The sequence below is a fragment of the Thalassospira sp. UBA4513 genome, assembly GCF_002388495.1.
GTDB classification, from domain to species: Bacteria; Pseudomonadota; Alphaproteobacteria; order Rhodospirillales; family Thalassospiraceae; genus Thalassospira; species Thalassospira tepidiphila.
On record NZ_DGMR01000024.1, the window covers coordinates 18,514 to 33,814 of the forward strand.

Annotated in this window: 13 protein-coding genes; 3 read left to right on the forward strand and 10 right to left on the reverse strand. The window is 56.6% G+C overall.

Translation table 11 applies throughout. The annotated features are described in order from the left end of the window. Window positions 1-11: 11 nt before the first annotated feature. The 6 genes from B2T33_RS09775 to B2T33_RS09800 form a co-directional block, all read right to left on the reverse strand. Window positions 12-1,268 carry an MFS transporter gene (locus B2T33_RS09775; protein WP_286791851.1) on the reverse strand — a complete coding sequence of 419 codons (1,257 nt, stop codon included), beginning with the start codon at window positions 1,266-1,268 and terminating at the stop codon, window positions 12-14. Window positions 1,269-1,471: 203 nt separating this feature from the next. Continuing rightward, complete coding sequence (locus B2T33_RS09780) at window positions 1,472-1,681, reverse strand: cold-shock protein (protein ID WP_008892034.1); 210 nt, start codon at window positions 1,679-1,681, stop codon at window positions 1,472-1,474. 78 nt (window positions 1,682-1,759) lie between these two features. Continuing rightward, a complete protein-coding gene (locus B2T33_RS09785) occupies window positions 1,760-3,577 on the reverse strand; it encodes a DEAD/DEAH box helicase (protein ID WP_286791852.1) in 1,818 nt (605 codons plus the stop codon). A gap of 965 nt (window positions 3,578-4,542) precedes the next feature. Next, window positions 4,543-5,754: a YeeE/YedE family protein gene (locus tag B2T33_RS09790; protein ID WP_197145424.1), complete on the reverse strand. Its 1,212-nt coding sequence runs from the start codon at window positions 5,752-5,754 to the stop codon at window positions 4,543-4,545. Between the two features lie 106 nt (window positions 5,755-5,860). Continuing rightward, the gene (locus tag B2T33_RS09795; protein WP_286791853.1) at window positions 5,861-6,784 is read right to left on the reverse strand and encodes a sulfurtransferase; all 924 of its coding nucleotides are present in this window, start codon (window positions 6,782-6,784) and stop codon (window positions 5,861-5,863) included. Window positions 6,785-6,955: 171 nt separating this feature from the next. Beyond that, window positions 6,956-7,690: a TetR/AcrR family transcriptional regulator gene (locus B2T33_RS09800; RefSeq protein WP_197145426.1), complete on the reverse strand. Its 735-nt coding sequence runs from the start codon at window positions 7,688-7,690 to the stop codon at window positions 6,956-6,958. Window positions 7,691-7,903: 213 nt separating this feature from the next. Between B2T33_RS09800 and B2T33_RS09805 the strand changes: the two genes are divergently transcribed. Both B2T33_RS09805 and argE read left to right on the forward strand, forming a co-directional pair. Next, window positions 7,904-8,671 (forward strand): NAD kinase, encoded by a 768-nt coding sequence (locus B2T33_RS09805; protein ID WP_040824675.1) that lies wholly within the window; start codon window positions 7,904-7,906, stop codon window positions 8,669-8,671. Then, window positions 8,668-9,846, forward strand: a complete 1,179-nt coding sequence (argE, locus tag B2T33_RS09810) for an acetylornithine deacetylase (RefSeq protein ID WP_197145427.1) — start codon at window positions 8,668-8,670, stop codon at window positions 9,844-9,846. The genes B2T33_RS09805 and argE overlap by 4 nt, the downstream gene beginning before the upstream one ends. A 49-nt stretch (window positions 9,847-9,895) precedes the next feature. On the opposite strand, the gene B2T33_RS09815 is transcribed toward argE, so the two are convergent. Next, entirely contained in the window at window positions 9,896-10,456 is a 561-nt protein-coding gene (locus tag B2T33_RS09815; RefSeq protein WP_197145428.1) for a TetR/AcrR family transcriptional regulator, read from the reverse strand. Between the two features lie 195 nt (window positions 10,457-10,651). Between B2T33_RS09815 and B2T33_RS09820 the strand changes: the two genes are divergently transcribed. Beyond that, window positions 10,652-11,389, forward strand: coding sequence for a hypothetical protein (locus B2T33_RS09820; protein WP_286791859.1), 738 nt, complete (start codon window positions 10,652-10,654; stop codon window positions 11,387-11,389). A 117-nt stretch (window positions 11,390-11,506) separates the two neighbouring features. On the opposite strand, the gene B2T33_RS09825 is transcribed toward B2T33_RS09820, so the two are convergent. Genes B2T33_RS09825 through B2T33_RS09835 form a run of 3 tightly spaced genes read right to left on the reverse strand, consistent with a single transcriptional unit; the run spans window position 11,507 to window position 15,298 of the window. Then, window positions 11,507-12,055, reverse strand: a complete 549-nt coding sequence (locus B2T33_RS09825; protein ID WP_286791861.1) for a sarcosine oxidase subunit gamma — start codon at window positions 12,053-12,055, stop codon at window positions 11,507-11,509. Continuing rightward, complete coding sequence (locus tag B2T33_RS09830; RefSeq protein ID WP_286791863.1) at window positions 12,048-15,023, reverse strand: sarcosine oxidase subunit alpha family protein; 2,976 nt, start codon at window positions 15,021-15,023, stop codon at window positions 12,048-12,050. The genes B2T33_RS09825 and B2T33_RS09830 overlap by 8 nt, the downstream gene beginning before the upstream one ends. Beyond that, on the reverse strand, window positions 15,020-15,298 hold the full coding sequence (locus B2T33_RS09835) for a sarcosine oxidase subunit delta (RefSeq protein ID WP_286791865.1): 279 nt from the start codon (window positions 15,296-15,298) through the stop codon (window positions 15,020-15,022). Before B2T33_RS09835 ends, B2T33_RS09830 begins: the two co-directional genes overlap by 4 nt. Between the last annotated feature and the right edge of the window lie 3 nt (window positions 15,299-15,301).

The following is a 15,301-nucleotide window of genomic DNA, read 5'->3' on the forward strand; positions in this document are numbered from 1 at the left end:
AAGTCAAGCCATCATGAACCTTGCCCGACCGGCGTAGAATGCTTTGCATCGCGCATGACCGCCAAAACCACCGCCCCGACAAAGGCAAACGCGCAGGCCATCAAAACGGTTGTCTGAAAATCAAAGGCACTGGCCACCACCCCGGTCAAAAGGTTGCCGATCAAACCACCGACAAACAGCGTACTGACATAGTAACTGGTCGCGACACCGGGCTGATCGGGGGCGAAGTTTTGGACGAAGGTCATGCTGATCCCGGCAAAGATACCGTAATAAAGCCCATCAATCGCGGCGAGTGCCAGCACATCGACAAGTGTTGTGGCGTGATAAATCAGGCCAAAGAACATCGCCCCCAGAAGGGCTGCGATCAGCATGCCCTTACGCTCGCCCACCCGTTTGATCAGCGTTGCGCAGAAATAAATCACCACCACTTCGACAAAGCATTTAACCGTCAAGGCAAATCCCGCCGAGGACGCGACCAGCCCGAGCTCAGTTGAGAAATAAAGCGGCATTGCCGAAACAAACACCACATTGGCCGCCCCGATGAAAAACACCGGCACACAGGCCGACAACAGGTCAAAGTTGAACGGGACTTTCTGCCCGATCTTCAGGCTGTTGGGGTGATGGGTTTTGAATGCGCCCGGCACAATTACCAAACAGGTGACAAACCAGATCGCGGCCAGTCCGGCAATTGCGTAATAGGTCGGCGCAAAACCATAGACACCGTAAAATGACAAGGACGCCGCCGGCCCCACCATCCAGCCAAGCGATGTCTGGATGCGAAGGAAGCCATTGAACTTGACGACATCACGCCCGGTCTGTTCGGCAAACAGGCGCCCGAATGAATACATCACCGAAAGCGCACCGGACCCAATCCCAAGCAGGATCGATGCAATGCAAAGATAAACCCAGTAAATCTGAAACAGCCCCAGCAGGGTCATGCCAATGCCAAAACACAGAATACTGGTCACCAGCAGGAACTTGATCGGCACAGCCCGGTCAATCGCGCGGCCAAATGTGCGGTTCACAATCAGCGTCACGCACACCTGAACAATCGCCACCAGGCTGAGCTTCCAGGGGGCTTGCCCCAATCCTTCGACAACATAAAGCCCGGCCAAGGGTGCAGCACTCGACGAGGCAAAAGCCCCAACAAGCAGCAAGCCAAGCACAAGAAACGGATAGCGATCAAGAACCGCCATGATTGGCGACAGCCCGGCCTTTTGACCAGACCCAACATCACTTACCCCGTTACCTGCCCCATCACCCTGCATCGAAACCGTCCCCTAACCTGTCATGGCATCACGGGAACTGTTCTAGCGCTTCTACCTGAAATCGTTAAACATTTCCGCGCCTTGCGCATCAGATGTCATAAAAGCATCATCACAAATGACATCCGCAAAACAAAACCCCCATCCGGTTTCCCGGATGGGGGTTTCGTTAATACGGTGCCCTTCACAAGGAAGGACAAGCCGAATTAGGCAGCGGTCAGATCATCTGCCGAAACGCGGCCCGAACGTGAGTCGGTGCGCAGTTCGTAGTTGATTTTGTCGCCTTCCTGCGGGTGGCCCATGCCAGCGCGTTCAACGGCGCTGATGTGCAGGAATACGTCATTTCCGCCTTCGTCCGGCTGAATGAAACCAAAACCTTTAGTTGCGTTGAACCATTTAACGGTACCAGTTGCCATCTTTAGATCTCCTATCGAGTATTGATTGGCGTTTCGACACACCCCGCGTGGGTGCGCCTATAGGGGTTTGAAAAACAATCAGGCGCGTTCACGTCTCGGCTGTTTTCCAGAAGTGTTTTCGCGGCCCGCACCACCCGGCTGCCCGCCGGACTGTGCGCCACGATGATTGCGATTGCGGTTTACACCGCCGCGCTTGCCTTGCGGTCCGGTATTTCGGGCACTATTGCTCCCGTTACCAGTCGCGCGGCGTTCCTCGGCACTGCCCATAAAGGACAAACCGGAAGAAATTGAATTGTCAGCTTTCGCCCCGTCGCGACGATTTCCATTGGAATCAATGCGTTTCGTCGGGCGCTTGCCACCATCACTCTGACGGGGGCCGTTTTCAGGGTTCCCGCCACGACCATTGGCAGGTTTCGACTTCAGGCCACCCTTGTAACGGCTTTTGGATTTCTCCAGCGCCGGGTTCGACGGGGCCTGTTCGGTCGATGCACGGGACGCATTGTCAGCGCCATCGCGGCTTTGTGTCGTTTGTTTGCGGGCATCATCACGATCACGACGCGGCGCAGAAGCGCGCGCATCACTGCGATCCGAACGATCATTGCGGGCATTCCGGCCATTGGCCGGGCGACCACCGCGACCATTGCCACCCGATGCACCACGCCCACCATTTCCGCGCGACTGACCACCACCATTGCCACCACTACTGCGGCGGCCACGGTTGCTTTCACGCGCTTCGTCGGAAAGGGCTTCCTGCTCGGCTGCGGCCTTTGCATCACGGCGATCAATAACCGGAATGCTCTGGCGGGTCGTTTTTTCGATATCGCGCAGCAGACCACGTTCTTCTTCATCACAAAACGCAATTGCCGATCCGCTGGCACCACCGCGGGCCGTACGGCCGATACGGTGAACATAGCTTTCCGGCACGTTCGGGAGTTCGAAGTTCACAACGTGGGTCACGCTATCGACGTCGATACCGCGCGCGGCGATATCGGTTGCGACAAGCACGTTGATCTGACCATCCTTAAAGGCGTTCAGAGCACGTTCACGCTGGTTCTGGCTTTTGTTGCCATGAATCGCAGCCGCGCTGATTTTATTGGCTTCAAGATGGCGCGCGACACGGTCGGCACCGCGCTTGGTCCGGGTAAAGACCAGCGTACGCTTGAAAGCCGGATTATCAAGAAGCTCTGCCAGCAGCTGACGCTTGCGCGTGCGTTCAATCAAATAGACCGACTGCTCGACGCGTTCCTGGGTGGTGGCAACCGGGGTTACCGACACCTTGACCGGGTCAGACAGCATGTCCCCTGCCAGCTGACCAATCTGGGTCGGCATGGTGGCAGAGAAAAACAGGTTCTGGCGATCACGCGGCAACATCTTGATGATGCGCTTGATCGGCGGCAAGAAGCCAAGATCAAGCATGTGGTCGGCTTCATCAAGCACCACCACTTCAACATGTTTAAGGCTGAGCTTGCCGCTGTCGACATGGTCAAGCAAACGACCAGGTGTTGCGACAAGAACCTCCACACCGGGGGTTATTGCCTTGATCTGCGGACCAGGGGCAACACCACCAACAACGACAGCCGTGCGCACATTGAGAAAGCGGCCATAGGCACGGAAACTTTCGCCAATCTGGGCGGCAAGTTCACGCGTCGGCGCAAGAACAAGTACACGGCATGCCCCTTTGGGCGTGCGGGTTTGGGATTTGGAAAGGCGGTCAAGGATCGGCAATGCGAACGCTGCCGTCTTGCCGGTACCGGTCTGTGCGATACCAAGCAGGTCCTTACCGTCTAGAAGAGAGGGAATGGATTGTGCCTGGATCGGGGTCGGCGCGTCGTAGCCTTCTTGGGCAAGCGCGCGAAGGACCGGCTCGGCGAGGCCGAGTTCGGAAAACTGGGTCAAATAAGGGTAACTCGTAAATTGGAGGCTGCAGACAGCTGGGACTTCGCCCGGTGAAAATTAGTAATCAGGTCTGCGCCTTGCAGTTCTGGAAGCACCCGCGTAGCTGGATACTTCAATGCGTTCTTGGGTTAACCACTCGACAGTAGGGGCGTTAATTCCCCTCTACGCTTCTGGAGCGATCAAATAACAGCCACACCATGCGCAGAGTTTTATCCCCTTGTCAAACAGCTTATTTTTGACAGCCCCGCGTTTTACGCACAACGGCATGGCAGAATTGCGCTGCCGTGCCGTTGTAAATTCAAATACATGCTGCCTTTGCCGACATCAATACGCCGCACACGGGTTCCCTGCCCCGCAGGGATTATGGGCCGCACACGGATTGCTGGCGGCACATGGGTTACTTGCCGCTGGCGCGCACGGAGACGCAGCACAGGGCGACGCAGCACACGGGTTATAAGCGGCACACGGATTTCCTGCCGCACATGGGTTGGAAGCAGCGCACGGATTGAATGCGGCGCAGGGATTGGCGCTGCATGGCGAAGCCGCGCATGGGTTAGCTGATCGCACACCACAGGGGTTAAAGCCACCGCACGGACTGGAAGAACTGCAAGGGTTTCCTGCCGCACACGGGTTGTAGGCTGCGCACGGATTGGCACCACACGGGCTTGCCGCACAAGGATTATAGCCCGCACCACATGGATTCGCACCGCACGGGCTATAGCCAGCCGCGCACGGGTTGGCTGAACACGGGTTTGCCGCACATGGGTTCGCGGCACACGGGTTGGCCCCGCAGGGATTTGCGGCACAAGGATTGGCAGCGCACGGGTTACTGCCCGCTGCCGGAAGTTTGGCCGGGGCCGGATTGGCAACGGCCGGGATGTTTGCGGTGTGGCTGTAGTGATCCAACGCAACGGCACCGGTTGCCGCAAGGAAGACCGCACCAAACAGGAGTGTGTTTTTCTCGCTCATTTCCGGAAACCATCCATTCCAAAGACAGGACGCAATGCTATGCCGATCCAGCTGCCGGCAAAGGCCAGCACAAACCACAGCCAACCATGCACACTGCCCGAGGCGATCCCGCTAAAGAACGCGCCGATATTGCAGCCAAACGCCAGACGCGCACCATAACCCATCAAAAGCCCGCCAATAGCAGCCGCGATAAGGGATGCAACCGGAACAGAAACCTTGGGTGCGAACTTGCCGGCAAGGGCTGCGGCAAATGCTGCCCCGATCACGATGCCGAAATTCATCACCGACGTATTATCCTGCAGAACCGAATTGCCAAGCGCACGCGCCGGGCCAGCCCAGTTCCAGAATTCCCAGGTTTCAACCGGAACACCAATGACCTGCGCGATCTTTGCGCCCCAAAGGCCAAAGCCAAAGGTAATCGACCACGGATGGCCCGCAATCAGAAGCGTCGCAACATTGAGGCCTGCCAAAAGCAGGCCGGTCCAGATCATCGGCCATGGGCCATGGATGAAACGTGCCACACCTTCGCGCGGTGCCGTTGAAACAACTTCAAGGCCGCCATGGGCACGCTTTTCAACGAATACGGTCAGCAACGCCACCAGCGCCAGACCCCCGAACGTCACGGCAAGCCCGCCGCCAATGCCATATTCACGACCAAGGCTCATCGGCGGCAAGGAGGGCAGCTCAAGCCACATCGGCAGATGGGCCGTGCCGATCACCGCACCGATAATAAAGAAGACAAGCGTGACCAGCATGCGCGCACTGCCGCCGCCAACCGTGAACAACGTGCCGGAGCCACAGCCCCCGCCAAGCTGCATACCAAGCCCAAACAGAAACGCCCCGATCAGGACAGACATGCCGACGGGTGCAACCGCCCCAACGACCGATCCGCCAAACGGATTGCCAAGCGACAGCAACGGGATAAAGGCCGCCGCCGCAACACCGATCATCAAAAGCTGTGCACGCAAGGCACGGCCGCGCTTTTCAACAGAAAAGCGGCGCCACCCGCCGGTGAACCCAAAGGACGCATGATAAAGCGCAATGCCAAGCAATCCGCCAAGGCCATACAGCACGGCCTGTTTAAGATCGACCGCCTGTGAAATTGCGATACCGACAAGGACAAACAGGACGGCGGTGATGGCAGCCGGTCCTTTGTCAAAGGTGAAACCCGGTGTTGCCGGATTTGCTTTTAGGGTCGTTTCAGACATGGTGAGGCTCAATAACCTGAAATCAGATATCTAAATGAAAACGGAACCGGCTGCCCGGTTCCGTCCAGAATGTTCGCGGCTTGGTGGAAGCCGTATGGTTATCCGGTTATTCCGGGATCACCATTTCACGGTTCGGATCCGCCGCCCATTCGGTCATGGAGCCATCATACATCGCCGTGTTCTTGTTGCCCATCACTTCGGAAAGGCCAAACCATGCGACCGACGCCCAATGACCGGTGTTGCAATAGGTGATTTCCTTGCTGTCCTTGGAAACACCTGCATCTGCCACAAGGTTTTCGATCACGTCAGCCGCGACAAAGGCGCCATCCTGATCGTTGTAAAACTTTGACTGCGGAATGTTTTTCGCACCCGGAACGGCACCCGGACGGGCGACAACACCGCTTTTTGCTTCGCCCTTGAACTGCGAAACCGGACGGGCATCGACAAGTGCAACACCCTCTGCGCGCGCCTTGGCAACATCATCGGCGGTCGCAACAAGTTCAGGACGGAAATTGGCATTGAACGCAACGGCCTTTGGCACGACCGGATCGGTCGAGACTTCCTTGCCAGCCGCCAGCCAAGCGCGCTGACCACCATCAAGGATGGTAACCGCGTCATGACCAAGCACCTTAAAAGTCCAGTAAACGCGGGTGGCAGAACCGAAGTCCGAGCTGTTCTGGCCGGCCGGAACGACGACAACCTGTTTGTCATTGTCGATGCCAAGTGCACCAATGCGGTTGGAAATCACATCAACCGGCGGCAGCATGCCAACCACATCATTGACCTTGGCCCGCCAGCCAAACTTGCCATAGGGCGCAAAGACGGCACCCGGAATGTGGCCAGCTTCATAAGGGCTGCCGTCCTTGGTAAGCGAGCGGATATCAACAACAACCATCGACGGGTTATCAAGATTGTCCGCAACCCAGTTGGCATCAACCAGCGGCTTTTCGGTAAGACGTTCCGCCTGCGCAGCACTGCCCGCAAAGGCAAAAGTGACCGCCGCAACGGCAGAAAGGATAAGGGAACGCATGGGGCTGTCTCCAATGATCAATTCATCATGATTTTGTGCAATATACCTAATTCATCACAAATAAATGTCAATACAATCCATATTACATTTATGGTTTGTATTAATGGCTGACAGCACAATAATCTACGTGCCGCGCAATTCAGAACGAAGGGCTTTAGCGATTAAGTCTGATCAAGGCCGAAGATTATTGAGATAGCGGGCAAATTCGCGCGCAAATGAATCCTGGGTTTCCAGATTGCGCAAGGCGGGCGGGCGGGTCAGGAACCCGTGCAGGGCGGCAATGATGAATTCCGCAACGGCCGAGGGTTCGATATCGGTACGGACGGTTTTGTCGAACTGCGCCTTGCCGATGCGGGACGCAAGCCCGCGCCGCCAATAACGGTAAACACCATCAATACGTTTGCGCAGGCTTTCATCAAGTTCACCGGCACCGGATGCCAGACGCGCCAGGGGGCATCCGCCGGCCAGCATTGCCGGTGCATTTTCGCTACCCAACCGATCCACCTGCCCCATCAACACGGGCAATATATCTTCTGCCCCTTCAAGGTCGTCCAACCAGACCTCGTCAACATAGCCCGGCAGGCATTCCTCGATGACGGCGTTGATCAGGTTGGCCTTGCCGGAAAAGTGGTGATAAAGCGCACCTTTCGTACAGCCGCTTTGTTCAAGGATGTTGCTGATTGACGCCCCGCCGAACCCGGCCCGGCGGATTTCACCAAACGCCGCGTCCAGAAGCTTCTGACGGGTGGCATCCGGATTGCGGATCCGTTTGGGAACGAGTGCTGTTTCGGACGCACCATCAAGCTCCATGCTTTCGCCGACTTCAAGCACATCATCGTCATGACCTTCATCAGGACGTGAAATGCGGGAAAGGGCGGCAGAGAAGCTGAATGGTTCTTTTGACATCGCGCCGTTCTGTTTTTTTGATTTGAACCGGGGATCGGAACCCGTAACTTTCAGGTTCCACTGTTTTTTTCGTGCCGTCAATCATACTGGTGTTTAGTCAAAACATCTGCATGGGGACGAACATCACGCAGCCCCTTGCAATTCAGTGCAAAGCGTACTCTATTGTTCGGCCATGCCCTTTCGGGCGAGCCCCAAACATCCGTTGGATCGAAGATGCAGCTTGATTCCATCGCCTTCGTTGCAGCCGAAACCAAAATCGCACAGGATGCGATGTATCGGCTAAAACACAGATACGGCCACATTGCGCCCGACAAGGCCGACGTGATCGTAGCCCTTGGCGGCGACGGGTTCATGCTCGAAACCCTGCACCGCTATATGGGCCGCAAGGTGCCGATCTATGGCATGAACCGGGGCACGGTCGGATTTCTGATGAATGAATTCCGCGAAATGAATTTGACCGACCGCATCGCAGAGGCCCAGACGGTCGAGCTTCACCCGCTTCAGATGGAAGCCCACACTGTTTCGGGCGAAAGCCTGTGTGCGCTGGCGATCAACGAAGTGTCGCTATTGCGTGAAACCCGTCAGGCCGCCAAATTGCGCATCAAGGTCGATGGCGTCGAACGCTTGGCCGAACTGGTTTGCGATGGCGCGCTTGTCTGTACGCCGGCCGGCAGTACGGCCTATAACCTGTCGGCACATGGTCCGATCCTGCCGATGGGAAGCGGATTGCTCGCGCTCACACCGATCAGTCCGTTTCGCCCGCGTCGCTGGCGTGGCGCGCTTTTGCCCCATGGCGCAGAAGTCGTTTTCCAGATCGAGAACCCCGAAAAGCGCCCGGTATCCGCCGTTGCCGACTATACCGAGGTTCGCGATGTCTCGAGCGTGAAAATCCGCGAAGACCGCAGTATGAAAATCAAGCTGCTGTTTGATCCGGAACACAATCTTGAAGAACGTATCCTCAAGGAACAATTCGTCGAATGACCACCGCCGCACTTGCCCCGTCAGAAAATACCATTGAATGGTGCCGCAAACTGATCCGCCACCAATCCGTCAGCATGACGCCCAATCTGGCACTGATTGACGAGGTGAAGGCATTCCTGGACGGTTTGGGCTATGACACGCTGGTTGTGCGCGACCCGACCGATACCAAGGCCAATCTTTATGCCACCATCGGCCCGGACGTTGCGGGTGGCGTGATCCTGTCAGGCCACAGTGACGTGGTCCCGACAGAGGGCCAGAACTGGGCATCCGATCCGTACGAGATTGATATCCGCGACGACAAGCTTTATGGCCGCGGATCGTGCGACATGAAGGGTTTTCTCGCCTGCCTTCTGGCCAAGGCGGAAACCTTTAAGAACGCCAACCTTCGGGTGCCAATCCATCTGGCTTTCACCTATGACGAGGAAGTCGGCTGTCTGGGTGTGCCAAGCCTGGTCGAGGCGATCAACAATCTGCCACACAAACCGGCCATGTGCATCGTCGGTGAGCCGACTGAAATGAAGGTCATCACCCAGCACAAGGGCAAGTTTTCCGCGCGCGCACATTTCACCGGTCGTTCCGGGCACTCGTCGTTGCCGCGCGAAGGGGTCAATGCGGTTGAATTTGCCGCCGAACTGGTGGTGTTCCTGCGTAAGCTTGGCCACGAATGCCGCGAAAACGGCCCGCATGATGACGAGTTTGAGCCAAACCACACCACCTTCCATACCGGTGTGATCAAGGGCGGTACGCAGCTCAACATCATTCCGCAGAATTGCTTTGTCGATTTCGAATTCCGCAATCTGCCCAACGATGACCGCGAAGCGCTTAAAGCCAAGATTTACGATTACATCGAAAATACCCTTCAGCCCGAAATGCGCGAGATTTACGACGATGTCGGCATCGAGGTTGAAGTGATTTCCGATATGCCGGGCCTTGCCACCGGCGATGACGAAGAAGTAACCAAACTTGTCATGGCGCTCACGGGTGCCAACACCACCGGCAAGGTCAGCTTCGGCACAGAGGCCGGCGCATTTTCGGCCCTTGGCGATATCCCGACCGTGGTCTGTGGCCCGGGCAGTATCGAACAGGCCCACAAGCCCGACGAATTCATCGAGCTTGATCAGTTGGGCCGTTGCGAAGTGTTCCTCGACAAACTTCTGGCTGTATTGGTCAAGTAACCGAACGCGCGAAAATCCCACTTTTTGGCCGGTACTTCATCCCGGTACTTTATGAAGTAGATCGTTTGAATGCCGTGGCACCGGCATCAAGGATCAATTCGCGCGTTACGACATCATCGACAAGCCGGGCCAAGGTTATTGTACCGACAAGCAAGGCAAGTTTTTCGTATCCTTCCTGCTTGTCATCCCCATCCGCAAGCAATGCCGCAACCCGATCAACGCTGGCTGCGGCCTCTTTCTTTGCCGCGCCATCGCCACGTCCAAGCTCCGCACCCAGTGCGGCAATCGGACAGCCTGTCCCCCTGCTTTCAACATGCTCCTGTGACAGGTATGTCGCGACGTACCTTTTGCGCGCCTCTTCCCGAGCGCCTTCGGTTTCAGGAACGTCCATTGCCCCAACCGATCTGTCGACCGCTTCCAGAAACGCGGCGCGAACCAGTTCGTCCTTGTTGGCGAAATGGCGATAGAACCCGCCATGAGTCATCCCGGCTGCTGTCATGACATCTGCCACACTGGTTGCTTCAACACCGTTCTCACGGATAAGGCGTGCGGCCGCATCAAGAATGCGTTTGCGGGATTTCTTTTTTTCCGCTTCGGAAACACGCGGCATAGCGAACTCTCAAATTCGGGATTGACATTATAGATTTCGTATATCATCTAAATAAAAAGATGACAATCATCATCTATAATGGCGCGTGATAGCAAACGTAACCGTTGCGGCACCAAGACAGACAGCGCGCAACGGTTTCTGACGTTCGGAATAATTTGCTGGCATGCACCACAACAAAACGGAGTTACCAAAACCATGTTCGGTTTTTATGAGTTCTATGTGCATCCATTCGGGATCGGCATTCCACTTCTTGCTGTCGCGATTGCCAGCATGGGTGCATTTCGCGCTTCCCTGACAGCCAATCAAATCGCTGTATTTGTGACTGCCTCTGCAGTTGTCCTTGGGGCGTGGTTTGCTGTTGCCCTCCCGTTCTCTCGGTCGGGGGTTTTCAATGTCCCCGCCGAAATTGGCGACCCGCCCTATGTCCTGATGTTTCTGTTCGGCGGCGCGACCCTGATCTGGGGCCTTGCGTGGCTGACACCGCTTGGCAGACGCATCACCGAAGCCACACCCCTGAGTGCAATCGCCGCGTTTCAAATCCCGCGCATCATGGGTGGACTGTTCCTGATCGGATGGATCGTCGGGGATATTCCAGCACTGTTTGCTTTGCCTGCGGGACTGGGGGACATTCTTGCCGGGATTGCCGGATGGCAAGCAAGTCGGGCACTTGCCAAAGGGGAACCGAATGCAAGATCCCTTCTGGCGCGCGCGATCTTCATCGGGATCGCCGATTTCTTCTTTGCTGTCCTGTTTGGGATTATTACGTCACCGGGATTTGCCCATCTTTATGCACTGGATGCACCAAACATCATCAATGCCTATCCGCTTGCAATGTTCCCGGCGTTTTTCGTTCCGATTTTTCTTGGCTTCCATTTCATCGCAATCTCCCGACTACGTCAGGAATCTGCAACGGAATCAAAAGCGCACGCCTGACCGCGCGCAAATAAATTGATCACACCACAAACGGGCGGAGCACTTAAATGCTCCGCCCCTACCGTGTTTTGTTTGAACCGAAACGCCGATGAACGAACACACCCCCGCGATGTCCATTCAAGGGTGGCAGAACTCTGCGGCCATATGTTGCAATTCATCCCACAGGGTGCTCGCAAAGCTGCGCAAAACAATAAGCTCGAAACTGTCATCCGCAGTACGGGTGATCATTGCGCCGATATGCCCGATCTGGGTCATGGCCGACCTACCAATTGCAAACATCTCTGGCGATAGATCAACCATGGTGCCCTTGGCCAACACGATCCGCGATGAAGCGCCGGAAAGCACCATGCGTAATCGCCCATGCGTCTGATCGGCCAGTGCAAATTCGCTGGGTAACCCCGCCTGAATTTCTGCCAACCGGTCAGAAGAAACATCCGCATCCCCCACCCAGAACCACTGCTTTGGCGCGGACTTGCGCACATCCGCACCAAGTTCCGGGGCGATCTTTGCAAGCGCCTGTTTGAGGGCCGCTTCTTCGCTTTTGGCATCGCCCAGCACATGGATCACAAAGCCACCCGTCACCGGGGCGAGATTGATCGACGCACCCGCGCCCGCCGCGACGTGGGGCGAAAATGCGAAACGGTTTTCTAATGGATATTCATGCATGAAGTTTCTCATTTTCCGGATCGACAAAGGCAGGATTGCAAAGGACGCCGGTGACAGTTGTTCCGGCCAGTCCATTCCAGATGACCACTTCTTCACCAACGCGGCTCGGGCCGTTTTTCACCAGCGCCAAGCCAATCGTATGACCCAATGTCGGTGAATGACACATCGAGGTGACATAGCCCTGATCATTGGCAAGACTGACGTCATCACCGGGATTAAGGATATGCGATCCGGTGGCGAACCTGTCAGACGGTGATTTCGGTTTGATCCCGACAAGTGACGGGCGCGATGGATCCACCAGCCCTTCACGCAGGTTCATCACCCGGCCGATGAAATCATCCTTTTTGGCTGACACCATCTTGCCCATGCCAAGATCAGCCGGTGTGACCGTGCCGTTGATTTCGGCGTGGGTGACATGGCCCTTTTCAATCCGCATCACGCCAAGCGCCTCGGTGCCATAGGGCGTGATCCCGAACTCTTCGCCGGCAGTCATGATCGCATCGGCAACGCTTTCACCGTATCCGGCAGGCACCGCAACTTCATAGGCCAACTCGCCGGAGAACGAAATTCGGAACAACCGGCCCTTGAGGCGCCCGCCAAACATCGATACTTCACGCGCCGCCAGGAACGGGAAGGCCTCGTTCGAGATATCATCATCAATAATCTTGGACAGCACATCGCGCGATTTAGGTCCGGCAATTGCCATCTGCGCCCATTGATCGGTTGCCGATGCCAAACGGACATCCAGCTGCGGCCACAACACCTGCGCGCAGAATTCCAGATGGGTCAAAACCCCGGCGGCAAGGGCCGTTGTCGTCGTCATGAAGTAATGATTTTCGCCAAGGCAACTGGTCGTGCCGTCATCATACACAAAGCCATCCTCGCGCAGCATGATGCCATAGCGCGCCTTGCCAACCGGCAGCTTCAGGAAAGCGTTGCAATAAACCCGGTTCAGGAATTCTGCCGCATCAGCACCAAAAATCTCAATCTTGCCAAGGGTGGAAACATCACAGATGCCAACCTTGGACCGCACCGCGTTAACTTCGCGATCAACGCTGTCACGCCAAAAGGTCTCGCCGTCCTTGGGGAACCAGCTTGATCGATACCAAAGCCCGGTTTCGACAAACTTTGCACCATTACGCTCTGCCCAACCATGCAGGGGGGACTTGCGCACTGGCTGGAAATCCATCCCCTTGGATGCGCCGACCAGCGCACCAAACGATACCGGCGTGTAAAACGGACGGAAGGTTGTTGTACCGATTTCGCCGGGCGATACACCCTTGTTCTCGGCCAGAATGCCAATCGCGTTTACATTCGATGTCTTGCCCTGATCGGTTGCCATGCCGTTGGTGGTATAACGTTTGGCAAGTTCGACATGATCATAACCTTCGCGCATGGCGAGCGTGATGTCAGATGCCGCAACGTCGTTCTGAAAATCGACAAAGGCCTTACCCTTGCTTGATGCCACCCGCCAGACCAGCTGGATATGATCAACTTTTTCCTCGTTCTGCTCGACACCCGGAAGTGATGCGGCCTCGCCCTTTACACCCAGTTCTGCAAGCGCCTTGACCGCGGCAACACCGCCGTCGGCAAAACAGGCCGCAATACCGGCTTTTCCGGCAACCGCACCGCAGGACGTCATGCCATCGGTATTTTCCGGCGGCATGAAACCGACATGCGCGTCCGACCACACAGGTTTGCCTCCGCGATGACAGGCCAGATGCACAATCGGGCTATAGCCGCCTGATACGCCAAGGGCATCCACCGCGATAACTTCATCACGGCCATCATCATGGCGAACGGTGATGGACTTGATCGCCTTGCGACCAGCAGTATCACGCACCATTGCACCGGCAATCAGGCGCGCCTTACCGTCATAGTCAATGTTCGGGCAGGTGCGCGGATCAATGATCGCGGCAACCTCGATACCACACGCCTCAAGATCCATCGCGGTCTGATAGGCCTGACTGTTATTGGCAAACAGCGCCACGCGTTTGCCCGGTGCCACGCCATAGGCATTCAAATAGGTACGCATCGCACCGGCCATCATGACGCCCGGGCGATCATTGCCACCAAAGACAATCGGGCGTTCTTCCGCCCCGGTCGCCAGCACCACCTGTCGGGCGACAATGCGCCACAGGCGTTCCAAGGCGCGATGGGGATTAATCTCGTGTTCTGGCAGATGCTTTTGTACCCGTTCAACCGCGCCAAACACCTGATCGTCATAGGCGGCAAAAACCGTGGTGCGTTTCTTGATCTCGACATTGGGAAGGGCGTGCAACTCACCAATGATATCGGCAAGCACTGTGTCGGCTGGTTTACCACCCACCGGGCTTCCTTCGGCGATCAAACCACCACCAAGTTGCGCCCCTTCATCGGCAATGATCACGCGCACACCGGCCCGCCCGGCGGTCAGGGCCGCGGCCAAACCAGCCGGCCCCGCCCCGATCACCAAAAGATCGCAATGCGCCCAACATTTTTCGTAATAGCCGGGATCGGGATCATAGCTTGCCCGGCCAAGACCGGCCGCCTTGCGGATCAGCGGTTCATAGACCTTTTCCCAAAAGGCGGCTGGCCACATGAAGGTCTTGTAATAGAACCCGGCGCCTAAAAGCGGCCCGAGCAACCCATTGGCCGCCCCGATATCAAAATTGACATTCGGCCAGCAGTTCTGCGATCGCGCTTCGAGGCCATCAAACAGTTCCGCCATGGTGGCACGGGTGTTGGGATCACGCCGCCCGTCCCGCCCGATGGTCAGAAGGGCATTGGGTTCCGCCGCCCCGGCGGTCAGGATGCCGCGCGGACGGTGATATTTGAAACTGCGGCCAACCAGCTGCTTGCCATTGGCCAACAGGCTTGATGCAACCGTATCGCCACCAAAGCCAGTGAGTGCCTCGCCATTAAAGGTAAAGCGGCGCACATCATTGCGGTCAATCAGGGTGCCGCCATCAATCCGGAAACTGGTCATTGCGCGCCCTCCGTCTTCAAGGTGCTTGCATCGACCACATCAGACGTTTCGTGGGTAAGGGTATTGCGCGTCAACACCAGCCAGCGACGACACCCGCCGGAATGATGCCAGTATTCGCGATGTTCACCACGCGGGTTGTCGCGCAGGTAAACATGATCAAACCAGACGGCTTCATCGGCACCGGCATCTGGGCGCGGGGTGGCGACTTCGCCGCGGATTGTAAATTCCTCGCGTGGGCGCAAACCGCAATGAGGACATTTGACAAGACTACTCATTTC

What these genes read in the sequence shown, in the direction of transcription:
- B2T33_RS09780 (WP_008892034.1), bottom strand. Translation starts at nt 1,681, where the DNA reads ATGGCAACTGGTACCGTTAAATGGTTCAACGCAACTAAAGGTTTTGGT.
- argE (WP_197145427.1), top strand. Translation starts at nt 8,668, where the DNA reads ATGACCACCGCCGCACTTGCCCCGTCAGAAAATACCATTGAATGGTGC.
- B2T33_RS09835 (WP_286791865.1), bottom strand. Translation starts at nt 15,298, where the DNA reads ATGAGTAGTCTTGTCAAATGTCCTCATTGCGGTTTGCGCCCACGCGAG.
- B2T33_RS09815 (WP_197145428.1), bottom strand. Translation starts at nt 10,456, where the DNA reads ATGCCGCGTGTTTCCGAAGCGGAAAAAAAGAAATCCCGCAAACGCATT.
- B2T33_RS09820 (WP_286791859.1), top strand. Translation starts at nt 10,652, where the DNA reads ATGTTCGGTTTTTATGAGTTCTATGTGCATCCATTCGGGATCGGCATT.
- B2T33_RS09790 (WP_197145424.1), bottom strand. Translation starts at nt 5,754, where the DNA reads ATGTCTGAAACGACCCTAAAAGCAAATCCGGCAACACCGGGTTTCACC.
- B2T33_RS09830 (WP_286791863.1), bottom strand. Translation starts at nt 15,023, where the DNA reads ATGACCAGTTTCCGGATTGATGGCGGCACCCTGATTGACCGCAATGAT.
- B2T33_RS09795 (WP_286791853.1), bottom strand. Translation starts at nt 6,784, where the DNA reads ATGCGTTCCCTTATCCTTTCTGCCGTTGCGGCGGTCACTTTTGCCTTT.
- B2T33_RS09805 (WP_040824675.1), top strand. Translation starts at nt 7,904, where the DNA reads ATGCAGCTTGATTCCATCGCCTTCGTTGCAGCCGAAACCAAAATCGCA.
- B2T33_RS09800 (WP_197145426.1), bottom strand. Translation starts at nt 7,690, where the DNA reads ATGTCAAAAGAACCATTCAGCTTCTCTGCCGCCCTTTCCCGCATTTCA.
- B2T33_RS09775 (WP_286791851.1), bottom strand. Translation starts at nt 1,268, where the DNA reads ATGCAGGGTGATGGGGCAGGTAACGGGGTAAGTGATGTTGGGTCTGGT.
- B2T33_RS09825 (WP_286791861.1), bottom strand. Translation starts at nt 12,055, where the DNA reads ATGCATGAATATCCATTAGAAAACCGTTTCGCATTTTCGCCCCACGTC.